The organism is [Flexibacter] sp. ATCC 35103 (assembly GCF_001975985.1).
GTDB lineage: Bacteria > Bacteroidota > Bacteroidia > Flavobacteriales > Flavobacteriaceae > Flavobacterium.
On the sequence record NZ_MTQF01000011.1, the window covers coordinates 188,690 to 207,637 of the forward strand.

Below are 18,948 nucleotides of genomic sequence, written 5' to 3' on the forward strand. Positions count from 1 at the left end.
TAATACAGAGGTGTTTTTGATAAAATATTTATTTAAAACTTCAAGGTTAAGTTTACTAAAAAGTTTGTTGGTGCCTGAGAATTTCCGTAAAAATCCCAATATTTTTCGTTTGATATATTGTTGAATTTTACTCCAACTCTCCAGGTTGGCTGGTCATAAAATACTGTAGCGTTATAAGTCGTGTAAGATGGGATGTAAAAAACATTATCTTCAAACATATAATTTTTAGCCACATAATTGGCTCCAGCACCAAAACCTAAACCTTTTAACTGATTTTGCAACGTATAGGTTGCCCAGAAGTTTGCCACGTTTTCAGGAGAACTTGTAGCCCTGTTTCCTTCAATAGATTCGTCTGATGCTTTTACGATACGATTGTCATTGTAGGCATATCCGGCAACGATACTCAAACCTAAAATTGGATTAGTGACTACTTCAAGATCAAGACCTTTACTTACCTGTACACCATCCTGCACTGTAAAGCCGTCTGCGGTTGCTCTTGTAGCATTGTCAATCCTAATGTTGTAATAACTAGCAGTAGCACTTAATTTTTTATTGAAAGCTTCTGCTTTTACACCACCTTCATATTGTACAGCATATATTGGATCTAAAACTAATCTGGTAGCATCTGGCTGTGTTACAGGAGCAGAATTTTGGAATCCGTTCATGTAATTTCCAAATACCGAAACCTGATCTTTAACCAACTCATACACTAATCCCAATTTTGGTGATAATGCTGTTTGATGATATCCTTCGGTTCCCTCAACTTCAGGACGATTAAAACGGTCCACACGTAAGCTCAACATAGTCGATAATCGATCTGTAAAATTAATCACATCAGATGCATATACACTAAAAGTATCCGTACCATCTGTAGGATAAGCAGTTTGGGTTAATACTGCATCTACCGCTTTTCTTCTTAGCGGGGCATAAGTATCAGTTACATCAACAGTATCAAGATATGGAGTTACACCAGATGAAAAACCGCTTTTGTTGAAACTGTAATTTGCTCCAATAAGTAATTTATGTTTGATACTTCCTGTTGAAAACTGACCATTAATATTTTCCTGAATATTGGTATAATTATCATAAATAGGTCCCCAATTTCCAACTCTTCTGGACGCCATTGTAGGAGAAGTCCAAAGAAGATAAGTCTGGTAACTGCGATCTACATTTTCTCCCACAAAAGAAAATAAAGTAGTTGATTTCCAGTTTTCAGAAATTTGATATTCTGCCTGAGCAAAAAATTTATTTGCCGAAGTTTTAGCATCGTTATCATCATAAAACAAAGTTTTGCGGTAACCAATTTTTAGATCTCCGGGATTTGTAATTCCTGAAGCAGCATCATATCGGTTATAAGTACGTCTGGTATTGTTCGAATTAATTAATTCAGCATCAATATTAAAAGTCAGCTTATCATTTGCCTTAAAAGTAAGACTGGGAGTAATGGCAAAAGTTTTACTGAAACCATAATCCAGAAAGCTTTTCTCTGTACTGGCAGCCATATTTATTCTGAATAAAACTGTCTTATCTTCGTTTAATGGCGTGTTAACATCAGCAGTAAGGCGGTTTTGACCAAAACTTCCCATAGTATAAGATACTTCTGCTGCAGTTGCTGTAAACGGTTTTTTAGTTACCAGATTTACAACACCTCCAAAAGAAGAAACAGTTGAACCAAATAAAGTTCCGGATGGACCTTTTAGTACTTCGATACGTTCTACGTTTGCCAGATCTACAGAAGAACGGTTTGTTGCTGTTTCCATACCGTTTCTGGCATTAATTCCGGTTGTAAAACCTCTAAAAGTGATTCCCACTCCTCCTGAAGGATAACTTACCGGCACAGCACCTGGAGAGTTTTGTGTAGCACTTTTTATATCTATCGCTATTTGTTCCTGCAAAAGTTCTTTATGAATCACACTATAAACCTGTGGATTTTCGAGATTTTTTAGTGGCATTCTCGCAACGTAATCTGTTTTTTTAGATAAGATGCTTTTCTTGCCGTTTACAACAACTTCATGCAATTCTTTGTTAGAAACTTTTAATTGCAAATTAATAGTTGCTGTTTCATTTTCGGTTACCACAACATCTTGTTCAGTAGTTTCGTAACCCGTCAAGGATATTTGTACCGTGTAAGTATTTGGTCGTACTCTGTTCAGTTCAAAACTACCATCGTCGTTTGTGGTAGTGCCATATTTTGAGTTTTTAAGAATAACATTTACGCCAGCTGCTGCATCTCCGTCAGATGTAGTGATTGTTCCTTTTATTTTTCCGAAGTTTTGTTGCGCAAATGAACAAAAAACAGAGAAAAGAAAACTGATTGTAAATAGAAAACGATACGTTTTCACAGTAGAGTATTTCATTTTTTAAATTAAATTTGGTTAAGGTTTCTATTTTTATTTAGAATGAATAAAAACAATGCAAATGTAAAAATTAATATTTCCTTAACAAATATTATTTAGCTTGATTTATTGTACTTTTTGTTATATTTTCCTCCGTTTTTTTAAAAGATTTCTGTGATGACTTTCAAATGAGTTAAAATTCTTACGTTCATTAAAAAATTTGAAAAGGGTAGAAGTTACACTTCAAATGCCTTAATTTTGCAGTCTGAAAAATTACTTCATGATTTTACCTTTCTTTAAAAAAATTCAAAATACGCCCAGAGGATTTAGAATAGCAAATACTGTATTTTTTTTCCTTTCCGGATTTGGATATTCTTCCTGGGTCTCCCGAATTCCGCATATAAAAGCACAATTACATTTATCCGAAGCTGAATTTGGAACTGTTTTATTCGCCTTTCCTATTGGTTTGATGCTAACAATGCCTTTTACAGGAAGATTATTAAACAAATACAGCAGCCGTTACATCATGTTGCTTGGAGCAGTAATGTTTAACATTGTTCTTGCGTTACCCGGACTTGCCGGTTTTGTATGGCAGCTGGTCATTATACTTTTAATCTTTGGGGCTTCTCGTAATATCTTTAATTTATCTATTAATGCACAATCGCTTGAGGTTCAAAAATTATACAAGCAATCGATCATAACCCGTTTTCATGCCGTTTGGAGTATTGCGGTTTTTTCGGGCGCAGGTTTAGGTTATGTAATGGTATCAAGGCATATTGCACCATCACATCATTTATTGGGAGTAAGTGTTTTTATGATGGCGCTTACTGCTTGTTTTTATCCTTTAAGTATTCATAATGAGCCTGTACCGGTGAAGAAGAAGTTCTTTTCGATGCCGGAAAAAAACCTGATTAAGTTTGCCATAATTTGTTTTGTATCTATGGCTTGCGAAAACACCATGTATGATTGGAGCGGAATTTATTTCGAAAATATATTGCACGCTTCTCCAAAGTTAACCAGTGCGGCATTTGTATTTTTTGCAACCGCAGTAACTTTAGGGCGTTTGTTTGGAGATTATGGAGTAATGAAATTTGGTACGAAACGAATTTTGCTCTACAGCGGTATTTTTATCACGGTAGGATTTGCAATTTGTTTTCTATTGCCTTTTATCTATCCAACGATTTTTGGTTATGTCTTAATCGGAGTTGGGGTTTCCTGCGTAGTTCCATTAGTATTTAGCATTGCTGGAAGATCTTCAAAATTGAGCAGTGGTTCTGCGTTAACTTCTATATCAACAATTGGTTACCTTGGTTTTTTATTGGTGCCGCCAATGGTTGGTTTTATCTCTGAATACTTAAGTATGAAATTCGCATTTTTGGTAATGGCATTTCTAGGTATACTGATGATTTTTATGGTGAATAAAATAGGGGAGAACGAGTAGTTTTTTTGAAGTTTCAATCCCGAGGCTTCGGGACTAAGTTGCTGAGGTTCTATGGCTTTATTTAGTTTTGTTAGTGTTTAAACTGGACTAAAGTCCAGCCTTACAAAATAAATAGAACAGAAGGTTCTTACTTTAAAATTCCGAAGGAATGATCTATAGTGTAGAGCTGGACTTTAGTTTAAAAAAATGTAGCAAATGTAAATAATATTACATTATAAGAATCTTGATTCCAATTGTTGAAAACAAGTTTTTACAAATCATTATTTCTTCGCCATTACAAATTTCTCCGTTGTAACTTTTCCATCTAATTTCCCCGAAATTTCAGCTGTTATAGTATTATCAGCGCCTTTTGAATACGTGATTTTTTGAGGATAATCATGTTTTGGATTTTCGAAAACCAATTGTTTATCAGATTCTGCAGTTGAATTGAATGCAACAGGTTTATCATCATTTTGACCTTTTACGGTTGCAAAATAGGTTAGTGTTTCTCCTTTTTGAGCCAAAACAATGTTTTCGAAATGCAAAGTATCTTTTCCTTTTATAAAGTATGAAGCAGCACTAAAAGTACTGTCATTTAGTTTGATCCAATTTTCTGAAAGTGTGCCATCAGTAGATTTATTTTCCCAGTTGCCAATAAGCCAATCAGCAATTTTGATTTTATCTTTTTCAACAGATTCCTTTTTCTGGCAAGAAACAATGGCTACGAAAAGAATTAAAAGAGTAATTTTTTGAAACATATATTTTGATTTTTTGGTGTTAATTTGAAATACTAAATTATGAAAAAAAAGTTAGCTACAAATCTCACTAATTTATACGAATTTTATTTCACGCAGATTTAAAAAGATTTGAGCTGATCTTCACAGATTTGTATAATTTAAAATCAAAATTTAATCTGCCCAAATCTGCCCAATCTGCGTGAAACAAAAATCATTTTAATCTTTATAATCTGTGGCTAAAAATTTTTAAACACTTTCACTCAATATAGAATAAACCAATTCTTTAGTTGGTTTTTGATCTTTTAGTTTGGCTCTTACATCATCAAAAGTAACTTTAAAATCACAACCTAATTTATAATCGCCACAACCATAAGCGGTTTTACCTTTCATGATTGTTCCTTTTTTACATTTCGGACAAGTTAGAGCGTCTGGTTCAGATGTTGCAGCGGGTTTTGGTTTTGCCTTTGGAGTTGTTTTCTTGGTTTCTAGTTTGAGTTTGTAATTTTCCTCAAAACGTATCAAACCTTCCACAGTTCCTTCTTCAGTTTTAAAACCTTTTATATTTACGGTTGATCCTTTCTGGATTAATCTTAAATACTGACTTTCGGTTATTTTTTTCTCTGCAAAAGTATAAGGCAAAACAAAATCACAACCAGCTTTGTAATTACCGCATCCGTAAGCGGACTTTCCTTTTATCAAATTAGCTTTTTGACATTTCGGACAGGTTTCTGCTAAAATTCCGTCAGCTTTCTTTTTTTCTACTTTAGCGACTTCTTTCTGCACACTTCCGGCGTGGGAAATATTAGCGTGTCTGGTTTCACTTCGTACTTCGGTAACCAAAGCTTCGACCATTCGCTTCATGTTTTTTATAAAAGCTCCGGCGGTAAAAGTTCCTTTTTCGATATCTTTCAATTGTTTCTCCCAAGAACCTGTAAGCTCAGCCGATTTTATCAGTTCATTCTGAATCGTATCAATAAGCTGAATCCCTGTTGGCGTTGGTAAAACCTGCTTTTTATTTCGAACAATATACTGACGTTTAAAAAGTGTTTCGATAATATTTGCTCGTGTCGACGGACGGCCTATACCATTTTCTTTCATCAATTCGCGTAAATCTTCATCGTCGACTTGTTTTCCTGCCGTTTCCATTGCACGAAGTAAAGTTGCCTCGGTAAACTGATTGGGCGGTTTGGTTTCTTTTTCTAAAAATGAAGGTTCATGCGGACCTTTTTCTCCCACAACAAAACTGGGTAAAAGATCGGCTTCTTTTTCTTTGGCATTTGGGTCTTCAAAAACAACGCGGAATCCTTTTTTTAGGATTTCTTTTCCGGTAGTTTTAAACATTACATCGGCAGCTTTTCCTACTACTGTAGTATTGGCAACCAAACAATCGTCGTAGAAAACAGCAATAAAACGTTTGGTAATAATGTCATATACTTGCTGCTGATTGTATTGCAAATTGCTCTCGATTCCGGTTGGAATAATCGCGTGGTGATCCGTAACTTTTTTATCATTGAAAACCTTAGGCGATTTCTTAATCTTTTTTTCTAAAAGCGGTTGCGTTAATTCACTGTATTTTTTTAAGCTTTGCAGAATCCCCGGTACTTTCGGGTAGATATCGTTTGGTAAAAAAGTCGTATCAACTCTGGGATATGTAACTACTTTTTGCTCGTACAGCGTTTGTACAATTTTAAGCGTTTCATCTGCAGAAAATCCAAATTTTGTATTGCAATAAACCTGTAAACCTGTTAAGTCGAATAGTTTTGGTGCGTATTCATTTCCGTTCTTTTTATCGACAGAAACAATTTCGAATTCGCTTTCTTTGACTTTATTGGCGAGAAGTTCTCCATCTTCTTTTTTCAGGAAACGGCCTTCTTCATAACTAAAAAGGGTTTCTCTGTATAAAGTCTGTAACTCCCAATAGGGCTGAGGTTTAAAATTTTCGATTTCTTTCCAGCGATCAACAACCATTGCCAATGTTGGCGTTTGCACACGGCCAATAGACAATACTTGTTTGTAACCGCCGTGTTTTACGGTATACAAACGCGTGGCATTCATACCTAATAACCAGTCGCCAATGGCTCTTGAAAATCCGGCGTAAAATAAATTATCGTAGTTCGCAGAAGGTTTTAAATTTTCGAAACCTTCTTTTATAGCTTCGGTTGTCAGGGACGAAATCCATAAACGCTGTACTTCGCCTTTGTAATGGGCTTCGTTCATTACCCAACGCTGAATCAATTCTCCTTCCTGCCCGGCATCCCCGCAGTTTATCACTACTTCGGCTTTGTCGAATAGACTTTTTACTATTTTAAATTGCTTCTGAATTCCTGAATTCTCTACTACTTTAGTTTCAAACTTTTCAGGAAGCATGGGCAGATTGTTCAAATCCCAGCTTTTCCAGTGCGGTTTATAATCGTTGGGTTCTTTTAAAGTACATAAATGCCCAAAAGTATAGGTCACGGCATAACCATTGCCTTCAAAATACCCATCGTGTTTGGTATTGGCACCCAAAACGGATGCAATTTCTCGTGCTACACTTGGTTTCTCAGCTATACAGACCTTCATTTTCTCTTTTACATTTGAAGAGCGAAATTAGGGATTTATTATAAGAAAGTTACTAAATTGCTAAGGTTCTAAGAAACTAAGTTTTTTGTATTGTCGTTAAGAAGCTGGATATGAAGTTTTTTAAGTTTGTTTTTTTATCTGGCGAAGTTACACGTTTAGTCTTTGCGAGGAACGAAGCAATCTCATCTAGAATATCCGTTCCAAATTATTATAGTGGTCGATTTTGATAGTGAGATTATTTCGTTTCATAGCAACTTAGAATCGTAGCATTTTTCTACACACCGGCAAAAAAATCCAGCATTGTTTTCAACGCTTCTTTTGAGTGCATTTTTTCGCCATTCTCAAGTGATTCCTGTGCTGCTTTTGATGCTCTTTCTCGCATACTTATTTCATAATCTGAAATAGCTTCCTGAACGGTTTTATAATGATCAGATGTCAGGAATTCGCTTAGTTCTAATGCATCCAGCATTGCCATATTTGCACCTTCGCCGGCAAAAGGAGGCATAACATGCGCTGCATCGCCAATAATAGTTAGGTTAGGCAAAGCTTCCCAGTTTTGATCTAAAGGCATGCAATTAATAGGGCGCGGAATAAAAGGTGCCGAAACATTCTCGAATAACTCGTACCAGATGTTGCTCCATTCCGGATATTCTTTTTTAAACCATTCCAGTATTTGTGTTTTATCAGTATAATCCAGGTTATTGTTGGCTGACCAATTTTCCGGAGCTTTAAAACTTGCGTAAAAACCAAGTGCGCCGTCTCCTTTTTGTCCCATCAATAAATTTTTTTCATTCCCAAAAGCCATGATTTTTCCTCCGTTTAGTAAAGAATCGATTGCAGGCGTTGCTATTTTAGATTCATAAACATTACCTTCAATCATAGTAATGCCAGAATAAAAGGCTTTTATATCAGTAATATAAGGTCGAATTTTAGAATTTGCCCCATCAGAACCAATTACAATATCAGCGTAAAATGACGATCCGTTTTTAAAACTTAACAGCCAGCCTTCGTTTTGTGGTTTCATCGAAATAAAATGACTGTCCCAAACTATGGTTTCCGGTTGTAGGGATTCTAATAATATCTTTCTTAAAACTCCGCGGTCGATTTCAGGTCGAAAAGATTCATTGCCAAAATCTTCCTCAACATTTGTTTCGTGATCGCTAAAAAATATTTTTGCGTTTTCGTCAGTAATAAGGGTTTTATCTGCCCCGGGCATAAAATTATTCTTGAATTCCTCAAATAAATTTGCTTTATGAATCGCTGCCAATCCTGAGTCGTCATGCAAATCAAGCGGAGAACCTTGTACTCGTGCATCTTTATTCAAATCTCTTTCGTATACTTTTACGTCTATGTTTTGCAATTGCAAAAGTCTGGCTAAAGTAAGTCCGCCGGGACCGCCGCCTATAATGGCAACTTGTTTATTTTCTAGTAACATTCCTGTTTAAGTTTTAAATTAATTTTATTCCAATTGACTTATTAGCCTTTGGTTGGGACAAAATTATTGTGCTTTCAGGACAGATAATAGTATAAATCGGTCATTCGTGTTTTTAAGTAATTCGCTGGGAACTACGCCGGAAAATTTCTTGATCTCTTTTATGAAATGATTTTGATCGGTGAAGTTTAATTCCGGAAAAAGTTTGCCTTGGGCAATATGTTCTAATGAAGCTTTGAAACGCAGAATTTTACAAAATGCATTTAACGAAAGTCCAAATTGTTTGTTGAAATAACGATTGATTTCACGGCTGCTCCAGGAAATTTCTTCAGAGAGTTGTTGTATTTTTATTTCGCCGTTTGATTCATAAACCAGTTTAAAAAGTTTGCGTTTTCTTTCATCGATTTTGTCCGGTAAAACTTCCTTTAGTTTTGCGGCTATTTTGGCATGAAAGGATTCGAAATCTTTTAAATCGTCGTTGGTAATATTCCAAAAGTCTTTTGGTAAAACTTTGGCACTATTTAATATATCGGCAATAGAAGTATGCAAAAGATATTCGGCTCCCAATGGTTTAAAACTAATTTTAAAAGCCAGCGTATTTGCCGGAATGATTTGTTGTTCAGGTACATTTTCCAGACCAATAAGTGCAATTTGAAATGGCTCTGATTTTGTCTTCATAAAAAACAAATCAATTCTTCCGTCTGGCATCAGGACAACTTCCATGTCATTGTTTGACATGTTATGAAACATTCCAATATTCTCTACAAAGTCAAGAAGTGACTCGTCTGGTTCTATGGCTTTGTAGTAGAAATCGTTGTTCATTTTTTAAAATTAAAACTTAAATGGAAAAATTTAAAATTAAACCTTTTTTCTTTTATCTGTTAAGTATTTTCGAATTGGAGTATCATAAAAAATCATGGTTAAATACGCGATTCCCACTAAAATAATTGTTCCTGTAATTACTACAAAAGTAAGCTCATTTGTTTCTGGTTTGTATTTGGTGTAATAGTTTGCAAATATCCACATTGCTGCATAATGAGTCATGTATAGGGGATAAGATATATTTCCTAAAAACACACAAAGTTTTCTAAATCCTGGTTTTAATGTTGCTCCGGCTCCTAAAATTATTAATAACGGAAAATACAACAAAACAATTATAGGTTCTGTCAGCCAATTAAAATCAGAAAAAGGCACAAAAAAAGCCAGCAATAGTAATATTGATAAACCTATAAATCCAAGCTTTGATTTAATAATCCAGTTGGAGCGATAGATGAGCATTCCTGCTAAAAACGAATACGAAATACGGGCAAAACCATCCCAGAAAGTTTCTCCGCTCCATCCGCCCAATAACGAACCTCCAGCACGATGACTGACAAAACAAAGACCTATTGCAGCAAAAACGGTTAATAAAAAGAGCAAACGACGACTTAGTTTATAAAGAAAAAGCGCGTATAGAATATTCGCCACATATTCCCAAAACAAAGACCAACCAGGCGCATTTAAACCAAATAAATTAAAATAGCGATCTGCCATAACCGGAAAAGGAATCAGAAAAACCGATGCCAGAAATATCAAAATCAATTTACCTGTTTCGTAAGTTTCAGGATGACCGCCAAATGGATCATACAGAAAAGCCAATAAACCCAATACAGAACCAAAAATAACCAAAGGATGCAACCTGATTAAGCGCAATTTAAAAAAGTCGCTAATTTTCATTTTGTCAATACGATCGTGATAAGCGTAAGCAATAACAAACCCGGAAAGACAAAAGAAAAAATCAACTGCCAGAAAACCATGTGCAATAAAATTTTCGCTTGGCGGATGAACGATTTCCATAAAATGAAAAATTACAATTGCCACAGCGGCTATTCCTCTTAATCCGTCGAGGATCTCAAAATGTTGTTTTGGTTTTAAGGTTTCGGTTTGGGTTTGTGTCATGTTTATTGGCTTTTCGATAGGGATTTATATAAAACAAATTAAAAAAGACTTTTAATTTGTTTGTAAACTTAATATATTTTATTCTCAACTTTATATTAGTAAACAGACATATATATTAAAAACAAAAATAAAGAAAATAACTACAAAATTCTTGATTTATAATTTTTGCAACAAAAAAAGTCTAAATTTGTGAAATGGAAAATTTTGAATTTGAAAATCATTTAGAACTAGGAACAGGTATTTTTACAGTTCCTGATATATCAAATATTTTAAATTTAAATTATAAAAAAGTACATAGTTTGCTAAACGAATATTGGGACAAAAGGTTTGCCAGTGAACTTGGTAAAAAATATTCATGGAGCATTCATAATAATAAAGCGGTAAGTTTTCACACTTTAGTAGAATTTTATATTTTCTTTCAGCTTAAAGAAGTTGGTGTTCCTACAGATCAAATTTTAAATGCGCATTCAGATTTATCAAAAAGATTTAATACAACATTTCCATTTGCTATTTCTGAGATAATCAATAAAATGAATTGCGTAGGTAAAAGAATAGTGTTCGAGATAAACGAAAATGATTTAATCAATTTAGATTCAACCAAGCAATTGAATATGAAATTTATTAAGTCTTTTGCCCATAAATTAGATTTTGATAATGATAATTTGGCAAATAAATTTTATCCATTAGGAAAAGCAAAAAGTGTAGTTGTAGATCCAAGTCATCAATTTGGACAACCGGTTATTAAAAACACCAATATTTTTCCACAGACAATTTTTAACTTACATAAGGCTAAAGAAACGAAAAAATTTATTGCAGAATCATATGAAATTTCACTTAAGCAAGTAAATGATGCAATTGAATATTGTAAAATTGTAGCATAATGGTAAATATTTATATTGATGAGAATTTTTCACATTTCCTGGCTAACGGTTTTGATGTTTTTCAGCAGCACTTAAATTCTAAAGAAAAAATCCAGATTAAAATCCTGTCTATAAAAAAAGTTTTTGGAGCCGGGGCAAAAGATGAAGTTTGGATTCCGTTGGTTGGTAAAGAAAATGGAATTGTTATAACTCAGGATTTAAAAATTCAAACTACTAGGCATCAAAATGAATTATATAAAATGCACGGTTTAGGTGTATTTTTTTTCAAACCGCCATCAAATGGTTATTCATTCTGGGAAATGGTGGAGCAATTGGTAAAACGTTTACCCGAAATAAAAAAGAAAGCTGAAAATAATAGACCTTTTGCTTATAGAATCACTGCAAATAAATTTGAGAAACTTAAATAGAATACTCTTCTTTATAAAATGAAAAATGGCCTTAATTTAAGACCATATTCAAAAAATCCGGATATTCATGTTTACGAAAATTATGCTTGTATTATCAGAGCTTCAATTCGCCTTCTAATACCGTTACAGCTTCGCCCAAAATAAAAACTTTATCGTCTAGAAGTTCCGTACTCATTGTTCCTGTTCTTGCTGAAGACTGATATGCATTCAGTTTTGTTTTGTTCAGTTTTTGTACCCAATACTTGGTCAAAAAAGTTTGAACGCCACCAGTTACAGGATCTTCATTAGTGCCAGACCAAGGCCAAAAATATCTGTAATGAAAATCGAAAGCTTCGGTATCAGAAACTGCGGTTACTAAAACACCGTTTATTCCGGTATATGAATTTACTAAAACCGTGAAATCAGGTTTTAAATTTGCCAGTTCAGTTGCACTTTTAATTTCAATTAAAATTATATTATTTTTAGGACTGTATCTTTTATCCAAAATCTCAGAAATCCCAAGTGCGTCTGACATTTCCTGAGGAACTTCTGTTTGCTGAGTATCATAAACAGGAAATTGCATTTTGATTTTGTTTCCTTCTTTCGCAATAAAAAGCTCGACATTATCACGGTTAATAAATTTTATATTTTCAAAAGAAGTAGTATCAAAAACAATTTTTGATGAGGCCAGTGTCGCATGTCCGCATAACGGAATCTCAGTTTTTGGAGAAAAAAAACGGATGCTGTAAACGTTGTCTGAAATTTGTTTTATAAAAGCAGTTTCAGAAAATCCAATTTCTGTTGCAATACTTTGCATCGTTTTGCTGTCTAGCTCTGAGTTGGGTAAACAGACTGCAGCCGGATTTCCTTTAAATTTTTCATTCGTAAACGAGTCCACAAAGTAAGTCTTCATTTTTTAATTTTATATAAGTTTAAAATTGTATCAGGATAATACAGATGAGGTTTTTAATATTTAAAATCAAATTTAGAGAATTTACTTGTTTAAACTTATAATTATTTTGCTCGGTTTGATAACTAATTTTTTAATAATCTAATAAAACTATGCGTGAATAGGAATTTGTTTTTAATCAATTTTATAGTGTTATTTGTTAAAAATAATCAACTATCAAAACCTATGACAAAACATTACGCAATTGAATTTTTTAAATTTGAAAAATTTAACAGAGTTCTTTTCTTATTTCTATCTATTATCGCTTTAACCACATCATCATGCAGTAAAGATGATGCTCCTGACACGCCAACATTACCAGCTATAACTACCGGTACAGTAACAGGAACTGTAAAAGAGAATGATACTTTTCTTGTAGGTGCAACTGTAATTTTGAAACAAACGGGTAAAGAAGATAAAAGTGCTACTATAGGAGCTGATGGTACTTTTACATTTACCGGTATTCCTGTGGGCGCTGCCAGCGTTGTAATTTCTTTTCCTTCGTATATTACTCAAACTACTTCGATTACGGTAGCATCAGGAACAACCACTGCGCTGCCAGTTGTTATGGGAGGCGATCCTGCGGTAAAAACCCTTATACCAGATGCTAAATTTGAAGAAGTACTTATTAAATACGGATATGATACAGCACCTGTTGACGGAAGTGTGCCTACGTATAAAATAAACAGAATTAAGTCACTAAGTCTTAATGATTCTGGAGTGGCAGATCTAACAGGAATTCAGGATTTTGCAGCTTTAGAGAGTTTTTCCTGTTCAGACATATATGCTGCTTCTGTTATAAAACTAACATCAGTAGACCTTTCTAAAAATCTTGCCTTAAAAACAGTAGATGTTTCATTTAATAATATCACAACTCTGAATATCTCTAAGAATCTGGCTTTACAAACATTAAAAGTTAGTTCTAATTTAATTACTACTATAGACGTTTCTAATCATACTGCCCTTACATTGTTGTACTGTGATAGAAATCCGTTAAGTACATTAGATGTCACAAAAAATACGTTGTTGAAAGAATTAGGTTTTGGCGGTACTATCACTACAATAGATTTATCTAAAAATACAGCATTAGTAAATCTATATAGCGGAGGAGCTAAATTGAATACACTAGATGTTTCTAAAAACACTTTGTTAGAAGTATTATGGACAGAACTTAACAATTTAACTACATTAGACCTTTCTAAAAATACAGCTCTAAAAAGTTTATCTTGTAAACTAAATAAGCTGACAACCTTAGATTTGAGTGCTAATACAGCTTTGACGATGGTTTTATGCGAGGAAAATAAGTTAACTACATTAGATGTTAGCAAAAATGTGAACCTTGTAACCTTGTTTTGTCCTGATAATCAACTTTCAGGTTTAGATTTAACTAACAATTCAAAATTAGTGAGTTTAAACTGTTCAAACAATAAACTGATTTCTTTAGACCTTTCTAAAAATCCTCTTATTGCTGCACAAGACGGGTATTATCTTTCTTGCGATAACAATCTCCTGACTTCATTAAATCTAAAAAATGGTAATAACAAAAAATTTAATGGAGGTAATTTCAGGAATAATGCTTCTACGCTTAAAATAGCTGTAGACGATGTAGATTATTCAAATACTAATTGGAAAGCATTTAAAGACGCAGGTGCTACTTATGTAAGTTCTTTTTAATACGTAACAATACTATATACACTTATTTAAAAAAAAGCTACCGGAATTATTTTCTGGTAGCTTTTTTGTTTATAAATCAATCCACAAAAGAAGTTTTTTGTTTTTTAAATATTTTGCCTGATTGCGACAACAATTTCCATATAATTGTCATAATCGGGGTTAATAAATAATTGTGTACCATTTTCAAGAAGAATTGTACTTTCAAAATAACTGTAGTAATTTGTCCTGCATCACTATAAGATCCTTGAATGCGTTCTGTGTGAATATTTACAATAGACGAAAAAGGAATAAATTCGACCTTACCCGAAAGTAAAGCTATTTTTTGTAAACCATCTTCTAAAACAACAATTTCATTAACTGTGCGAAGTTTAAGAATGTGGATAAAGATGCTCAATGCTAAAAATAGAACTGATCCTATAATTACCTCATAATCTTCATTTTTAAAACCACTGAAAAGGATATAAAGACAAAAGAAATAAAATATAAAAAAAAGTATGTTTACTCTAATTAAAAGTAAAGTTCTAAATTTTGAAGGTATTTTCATTTAAAGAATATTTCAATAAGATATGCTCAGTTCAATTTTTCTCAATCGGTAAAATTAAATGTTTCCCAAAATAGTATAAACTTTAAGTATTTATTAAAAGATATCATTATATCCGAGCAAATTTCCAATTGAAATACCACTAAAAATTAACCCGACAATAATCAATAGTATTACGGCAAAGTTACTGGAATTACCTTTTAAAATAAATTTTTCAGGATGGTCTGGATTGTAGATTATTTTAATGGTTTTATTTATGTTTTTATTGTAAGACTTAAATTTGTTTAAATCTGATGATGTATGAAAGTAAGGCGTTCCTGTAAAAGTTTTTCCTTCAGAAATTTGGAACTCAATAATTGGCGTTTTATAGCCTTCCTCATCTGATTCATAAGATACAATTTTCCCATGATTCTCTATTCCGTTTTTGTTAATCTTAATCAAAAACAAAAGACTTTGAATTGCAAAAAACAATAATAATGTTCCCAACATCAGGAAACAAATAACAGGTTTGTAAAACATGAAGAAAGCAAAAGGAATAAATAAAATTATTCCGAGTTCTTTATTAAAATTCATTTTAGTATTGGTTGAATATTATAAATCTTTAATTAAATCGCCTGGATTTATTTTTAAAGATTTAGCAATTTTGAATAAAGTACTTATTTTCATTTCCTGAGAACCCTTGATGTATTTTCGTAAGTTTTCTACATCCAATCCTGCATCATGAGCAACTTCTCTTTGTTTGAGTTTATTTGCTTCAATTGTATCTTTTATCTTAATTCCTAATTGTATTACAACCTCCGGAATTTCAGTTTTTCTTGATTTATTCATGGAGATGAAATTACAAGTAATAGATTGTTTTTGTATGATTGTAAATAATCGGTTATTTATAACCGATTATTTTGTATTTTTGTTTTTCTAAATTATTTAAACAAGTCAATTCTATCATGGAAATACAAAATAATAAACAAGCTACAGATTTTTTTGAATTAATGAATAAAACAAAAGATTTCAGAAGACTAAAACAAGAAAATAAAGGTGATAATTCGTTTAGCGTAAATCTAAAAGTATCCGGTTATAACGAACTTAATATGATGGTTTCAGATTTACTAAAAGCAAGTATTATTTTGCTTAATGATGATGCAAAAAGTTTGTCAAGTATTACAGCAAATACAGATATTAATGTAATGACTTTGCTTGAAATTGCATTGCAGCTTTTACCAGAACAAGAAATGGAGTTGTTGGATGATTTGCACAAGATTTATTTGGAGTCTAATGCAGTTTAAGTTTTTCTATTGCTAGTGCGTCCCGATAGTGCCAGCGTGTGATTCATTAACTGTTCTGGGAATTACGTTTTTTAATTTCGGAATCTATATGATATATAAAAATTAAAATAGGGATTATTGTTGTAACACTAAGAGTCAACAGCGTAAAAATTAACCTGTACTTTGTTACACTAATGATCCAGGTCAGAATAAGAATCCATAAAATGCTTAACCCGATACTAGTTATTTTTAACGCTTTTTTATTCTTATTTAGTTCTTTTAAACTAGACTCTGATACTGATTTGTTTCTCATAATAAAAAAAGTTAAAACTAAGTACAAAAAAAAGTAATAGATTTTAAATTCAATTTACACTTTTGTGTAGTTTTTAGTATTTTTATAAGATGGAAAATGAAAAAAGATCTTTACTCAGCCGCAACAAGATAGAAACCACATCTGAGGCTGACAAATCTCAGTTTGGTAATTATCTGGAAGTGGTAAAATCTTTTGCAAAAATAACATATCAAAGTATTTATGTAATTGATTATGAAGAAATGAAGTTTGAATATGTGTCTAATAATCCTTTGTTTTTATGTGGTTTTTCGGCAGAAGAAGTTCTTGAAATGGGTTATGAATTCTATTTTAATAATGTTCCAGCAGAAGATCTTCAGTTATTAGAAACCATCAACAGTGCCGGATTTGATTTTTATGATAAACTACCTAACAATGACGAACGAAAATTATACAGCATATCGTATGATTTTCATTTAAAAGGGAAATATGACAAACCCATTCTTATCAATCATAAACTGACGCCACTTTTTCTTAATCAGGAAGGAGCAGTTTGGAAATCGTTGTGTCTGGTTTCTATTTCACACAATAAAAAAGCCGGAAACATTATTATAAACAAGCAGGGTTCAGATACTTTGTGGAAATTTGATTTATCCGGTAAAGTCTGGATTGCAAAAAACAAATCAAAATTAAAAGACAAAGAATTAGAAATACTTCGGTTATATGCTCAGGGTTTAACCATAAATCAGATTGCCGAAAAAATGTTTGTTTCTCCGGATACGATAAAATATTACAGAAGAAAAATTTTTGAAACTTTTGAAGTTAAAAATTTTACCGAAGCGCTTTCTTTTGCTTTGGATAATAAGATTATTTGAAATTGATTTTGATTGCGTTCATGAGCGGGACGCTCACGACAGCGGGGGAACTAATTTAATGGTTTCAACGTTGTTAAAAGCAAGTATTATTTTGCTTAATTGATGCCCGAAATCAGGCAAGTTTTCATTTAACGAAGCTGATAATGATGTAGTGACTTTACTTGAAATTGCTTTACAGCTTTTGCCTGAAGAAGAATGGAAGTTTTGGATGATTTGCATAAGATTTATTTACAGGCTGATAGGACATAATTAAACATAAAGTTTACATAAATATTTAAGAGATTTCATTAAATGAAAAATTAAATTATATATATTTGAAAATTATTTTAGATAGAATAAAAGGAGGTTTTCACCTCCTTTTGCATGTTTTTTAAATAGTTTGACTATTTATTTTTTTATTGCTATAACTAATAGCAATAAGATCATCAATGTATTTTCCATGATGTTTGAAATCTGGGAAAATTAAATAAGACCAAAGTCAGAAGTGCAATTCTGGCTTTTTTTGTGCCTCCCTTTTTGACACATTAATCTTATTGCTCTTTAAATACTAAAGAGCTAATTATTTCAATATATGGCAAAAAAAAACGTTAACATAATGCTACAACAACCCACGACAGATTGTGTAATATTATATTAACGTTTGTTTTTTTTTGCGTCTAGAAAAATACTGAAATTGTATAGTTCCTCCTCGCTTAAGCAAAGGTATTAAATATTTATAATACTCAAAGATTTTTTTTTATAATATGTCAAATTAAAAAATGTTATTATTTCCCATTGTCCACAATAATTTATCGACAATTCTATTTTTACATATAACCTCGAGTTCACTTAGATCATTGAAATCACTATGAATTAAAGTAATCAAAGGTCTTATAAATTCTAAACAATTTTCAAAAGCTGGTTCATTATTTCTACGAAATTCCAAAAGATTGTTATTGTAGATAGAATATTTATTTTCCTTTTGTTTTAAAGTTTTTCTAGCCAATCTATCCATTGGTATAATTTCCCACGGATTATTTAAGAATAGGATTTTAGAAGCCATGGAGGTTGTTATATTTCCCCGAGTAAGATTAGTCTGAGCGAGTTTTTCAGCGAATAAATCAACATTATTGGCTTCTTTTGAATTTACCCATGATAATGTTTCATCAAGTAATTTATCAGTACTTCCACTTGTAAAATTTCTAACAACTCGAAATTCAATTAAAAAAGAATAAAAACTTCCAATGTCTTTCTTTATATATTCTGAAGCATTATCTGGTTTTTTTTTAAATTCTTGAAATTTCCTAATGTAATTTAAGTCTCTTTTGTAATAAGCTAAAAAATTTCCAATTGATTGAATTTGTGTAGATGTCATTTTTTACTGATAAAATTAATAAGCTGACGAATTGAAAAATTTAACTTGATCTTTATTTTCGATTTTATACATTTTCAAATTTTCATTATAAGAAAATTTAATTGGCTTGATATTTCGTAATTGAAAATTGTCATTACTACTTCCTCCAGATTTCCAGCTAGCGCGAGCGTCCCGCTCGTGCCCGAATAGCTGTCTCGTCCTGAAAAAAGTTTACATATTTACACTTAATCCTAAAATAGATTTACAACTATATTTTAGTCCTGCTATTTGTTTACAATAGTAGGACTTTTTACATAATAATTCTTCCATAAT

Annotated in this window: 17 protein-coding genes; 6 read left to right on the forward strand and 11 right to left on the reverse strand. The window is 32.3% G+C overall.

The window, feature by feature from the left end; genetic code table 11:
• Positions 1–32: 32 nt before the first annotated feature.
• Positions 33–2,357: a TonB-dependent receptor gene (locus tag BXU01_RS20650; protein WP_083695050.1), complete on the reverse strand. Its 2,325-nt coding sequence runs from the start codon at positions 2,355–2,357 to the stop codon at positions 33–35.
• Positions 2,358–2,616: 259 nt separating this feature from the next.
• Between BXU01_RS20650 and BXU01_RS20655 the strand changes: the two genes are divergently transcribed.
• Entirely contained in the window at positions 2,617–3,777 is a 1,161-nt protein-coding gene (locus tag BXU01_RS20655; RefSeq protein ID WP_055098406.1) for an MFS transporter, read from the forward strand.
• A 260-nt stretch (positions 3,778–4,037) separates the two neighbouring features.
• Here BXU01_RS20655 and BXU01_RS20660 read toward each other — a convergent pair whose 3' ends face one another.
• The 5 genes from BXU01_RS20660 to BXU01_RS20680 all read right to left on the reverse strand — a co-directional run bounded on the left by BXU01_RS20660 (position 4,038) and on the right by BXU01_RS20680 (position 10,425).
• Positions 4,038–4,514 carry a DUF6265 family protein gene (locus tag BXU01_RS20660; RefSeq protein ID WP_083695051.1) on the reverse strand — a complete coding sequence of 159 codons (477 nt, stop codon included), beginning with the start codon at positions 4,512–4,514 and terminating at the stop codon, positions 4,038–4,040.
• Positions 4,515–4,739: 225 nt separating this feature from the next.
• Positions 4,740–7,055: a type IA DNA topoisomerase gene (locus BXU01_RS20665; RefSeq protein ID WP_083695052.1), complete on the reverse strand. Its 2,316-nt coding sequence runs from the start codon at positions 7,053–7,055 to the stop codon at positions 4,740–4,742.
• Positions 7,056–7,329: 274 nt separating this feature from the next.
• On the reverse strand, positions 7,330–8,490 hold the full coding sequence (locus BXU01_RS20670) for an NAD(P)/FAD-dependent oxidoreductase (RefSeq protein WP_083695053.1): 1,161 nt from the start codon (positions 8,488–8,490) through the stop codon (positions 7,330–7,332).
• A 63-nt stretch (positions 8,491–8,553) separates the two neighbouring features.
• Positions 8,554–9,309 carry an AraC family transcriptional regulator gene (locus tag BXU01_RS20675; RefSeq protein WP_083695054.1) on the reverse strand — a complete coding sequence of 252 codons (756 nt, stop codon included), beginning with the start codon at positions 9,307–9,309 and terminating at the stop codon, positions 8,554–8,556.
• Positions 9,310–9,345: 36 nt separating this feature from the next.
• Positions 9,346–10,425: an acyltransferase gene (locus tag BXU01_RS20680; RefSeq protein WP_083695055.1), complete on the reverse strand. Its 1,080-nt coding sequence runs from the start codon at positions 10,423–10,425 to the stop codon at positions 9,346–9,348.
• 194 nt (positions 10,426–10,619) lie between these two features.
• On the opposite strand from BXU01_RS20680, the gene BXU01_RS20685 reads away from it, so the two are divergent.
• Both BXU01_RS20685 and BXU01_RS20690 read left to right on the forward strand, forming a co-directional pair.
• Entirely contained in the window at positions 10,620–11,306 is a 687-nt protein-coding gene (locus tag BXU01_RS20685; protein WP_083695056.1) for a DUF433 domain-containing protein, read from the forward strand.
• Entirely contained in the window at positions 11,306–11,713 is a 408-nt protein-coding gene (locus BXU01_RS20690) for a hypothetical protein (RefSeq protein ID WP_083695057.1), read from the forward strand. Before BXU01_RS20685 ends, BXU01_RS20690 begins: the two co-directional genes overlap by 1 nt.
• Positions 11,714–11,807: 94 nt before the next feature.
• On the opposite strand, the gene BXU01_RS20695 is transcribed toward BXU01_RS20690, so the two are convergent.
• Positions 11,808–12,605, reverse strand: coding sequence for a PhzF family phenazine biosynthesis protein (locus tag BXU01_RS20695; RefSeq protein WP_083695058.1), 798 nt, complete (start codon positions 12,603–12,605; stop codon positions 11,808–11,810).
• Positions 12,606–12,827: 222 nt separating this feature from the next.
• On the opposite strand from BXU01_RS20695, the gene BXU01_RS20700 reads away from it, so the two are divergent.
• Positions 12,828–14,315, forward strand: a complete 1,488-nt coding sequence (locus BXU01_RS20700) for a carboxypeptidase regulatory-like domain-containing protein (protein WP_083695059.1) — start codon at positions 12,828–12,830, stop codon at positions 14,313–14,315.
• Positions 14,316–14,391: 76 nt separating this feature from the next.
• Here the strand turns inward: BXU01_RS20700 and BXU01_RS20705 are convergent, their stop codons facing one another.
• The 3 genes from BXU01_RS20705 to BXU01_RS20715 form a co-directional block, all read right to left on the reverse strand.
• A complete protein-coding gene (locus BXU01_RS20705) occupies positions 14,392–14,859 on the reverse strand; it encodes a hypothetical protein (RefSeq protein WP_083695060.1) in 468 nt (155 codons plus the stop codon).
• Positions 14,860–14,952: 93 nt separating this feature from the next.
• On the reverse strand, positions 14,953–15,429 hold the full coding sequence (locus BXU01_RS20710; protein ID WP_083695061.1) for a DUF3592 domain-containing protein: 477 nt from the start codon (positions 15,427–15,429) through the stop codon (positions 14,953–14,955).
• An 18-nt stretch (positions 15,430–15,447) separates the two neighbouring features.
• Positions 15,448–15,684, reverse strand: coding sequence for a helix-turn-helix domain-containing protein (locus BXU01_RS20715; RefSeq protein WP_083695062.1), 237 nt, complete (start codon positions 15,682–15,684; stop codon positions 15,448–15,450).
• 116 nt (positions 15,685–15,800) lie between these two features.
• Here BXU01_RS20715 and BXU01_RS20720 point away from each other — a divergent pair, with 116 nt between their 5' ends.
• Together BXU01_RS20720 and BXU01_RS20725 are read left to right on the forward strand one after the other, a co-directional pair.
• A complete protein-coding gene (locus BXU01_RS20720) occupies positions 15,801–16,139 on the forward strand; it encodes a hypothetical protein (protein WP_056246343.1) in 339 nt (112 codons plus the stop codon).
• A gap of 381 nt (positions 16,140–16,520) precedes the next feature.
• The gene (locus BXU01_RS20725) at positions 16,521–17,282 is read left to right on the forward strand and encodes a response regulator transcription factor (RefSeq protein WP_083695063.1); all 762 of its coding nucleotides are present in this window, start codon (positions 16,521–16,523) and stop codon (positions 17,280–17,282) included.
• A 751-nt stretch (positions 17,283–18,033) separates the two neighbouring features.
• Here BXU01_RS20725 and BXU01_RS20730 read toward each other — a convergent pair.
• On the reverse strand, positions 18,034–18,636 hold the full coding sequence (locus BXU01_RS20730) for a hypothetical protein (protein ID WP_083695064.1): 603 nt from the start codon (positions 18,634–18,636) through the stop codon (positions 18,034–18,036).
• Positions 18,637–18,948 lie beyond the last annotated feature (312 nt).

Bases quoted from the DNA above. Each gene is read 5' to 3' on its own strand.
- BXU01_RS20675 (WP_083695054.1), bottom strand. From the start codon at position 9,309: ATGAACAACGATTTCTACTACAAAGCCATAGAACCAGACGAGTCACTT.
- BXU01_RS20660 (WP_083695051.1), bottom strand. From the start codon at position 4,514: ATGTTTCAAAAAATTACTCTTTTAATTCTTTTCGTAGCCATTGTTTCT.
- BXU01_RS20680 (WP_083695055.1), bottom strand. From the start codon at position 10,425: ATGACACAAACCCAAACCGAAACCTTAAAACCAAAACAACATTTTGAG.
- BXU01_RS20700 (WP_083695059.1), top strand. From the start codon at position 12,828: ATGACAAAACATTACGCAATTGAATTTTTTAAATTTGAAAAATTTAAC.
- BXU01_RS20710 (WP_083695061.1), bottom strand. From the start codon at position 15,429: ATGAATTTTAATAAAGAACTCGGAATAATTTTATTTATTCCTTTTGCT.
- BXU01_RS20670 (WP_083695053.1), bottom strand. From the start codon at position 8,490: ATGTTACTAGAAAATAAACAAGTTGCCATTATAGGCGGCGGTCCCGGC.
- BXU01_RS20725 (WP_083695063.1), top strand. From the start codon at position 16,521: ATGGAAAATGAAAAAAGATCTTTACTCAGCCGCAACAAGATAGAAACC.
- BXU01_RS20705 (WP_083695060.1), bottom strand. From the start codon at position 14,859: ATGAAAATACCTTCAAAATTTAGAACTTTACTTTTAATTAGAGTAAAC.
- BXU01_RS20720 (WP_056246343.1), top strand. From the start codon at position 15,801: ATGGAAATACAAAATAATAAACAAGCTACAGATTTTTTTGAATTAATG.
- BXU01_RS20655 (WP_055098406.1), top strand. From the start codon at position 2,617: ATGATTTTACCTTTCTTTAAAAAAATTCAAAATACGCCCAGAGGATTT.
- BXU01_RS20690 (WP_083695057.1), top strand. From the start codon at position 11,306: ATGGTAAATATTTATATTGATGAGAATTTTTCACATTTCCTGGCTAAC.
- BXU01_RS20695 (WP_083695058.1), bottom strand. From the start codon at position 12,605: ATGAAGACTTACTTTGTGGACTCGTTTACGAATGAAAAATTTAAAGGA.
- BXU01_RS20685 (WP_083695056.1), top strand. From the start codon at position 10,620: ATGGAAAATTTTGAATTTGAAAATCATTTAGAACTAGGAACAGGTATT.
- BXU01_RS20715 (WP_083695062.1), bottom strand. From the start codon at position 15,684: ATGAATAAATCAAGAAAAACTGAAATTCCGGAGGTTGTAATACAATTA.
- BXU01_RS20730 (WP_083695064.1), bottom strand. From the start codon at position 18,636: ATGACATCTACACAAATTCAATCAATTGGAAATTTTTTAGCTTATTAC.
- BXU01_RS20665 (WP_083695052.1), bottom strand. From the start codon at position 7,055: ATGAAGGTCTGTATAGCTGAGAAACCAAGTGTAGCACGAGAAATTGCA.
- BXU01_RS20650 (WP_083695050.1), bottom strand. From the start codon at position 2,357: ATGAAATACTCTACTGTGAAAACGTATCGTTTTCTATTTACAATCAGT.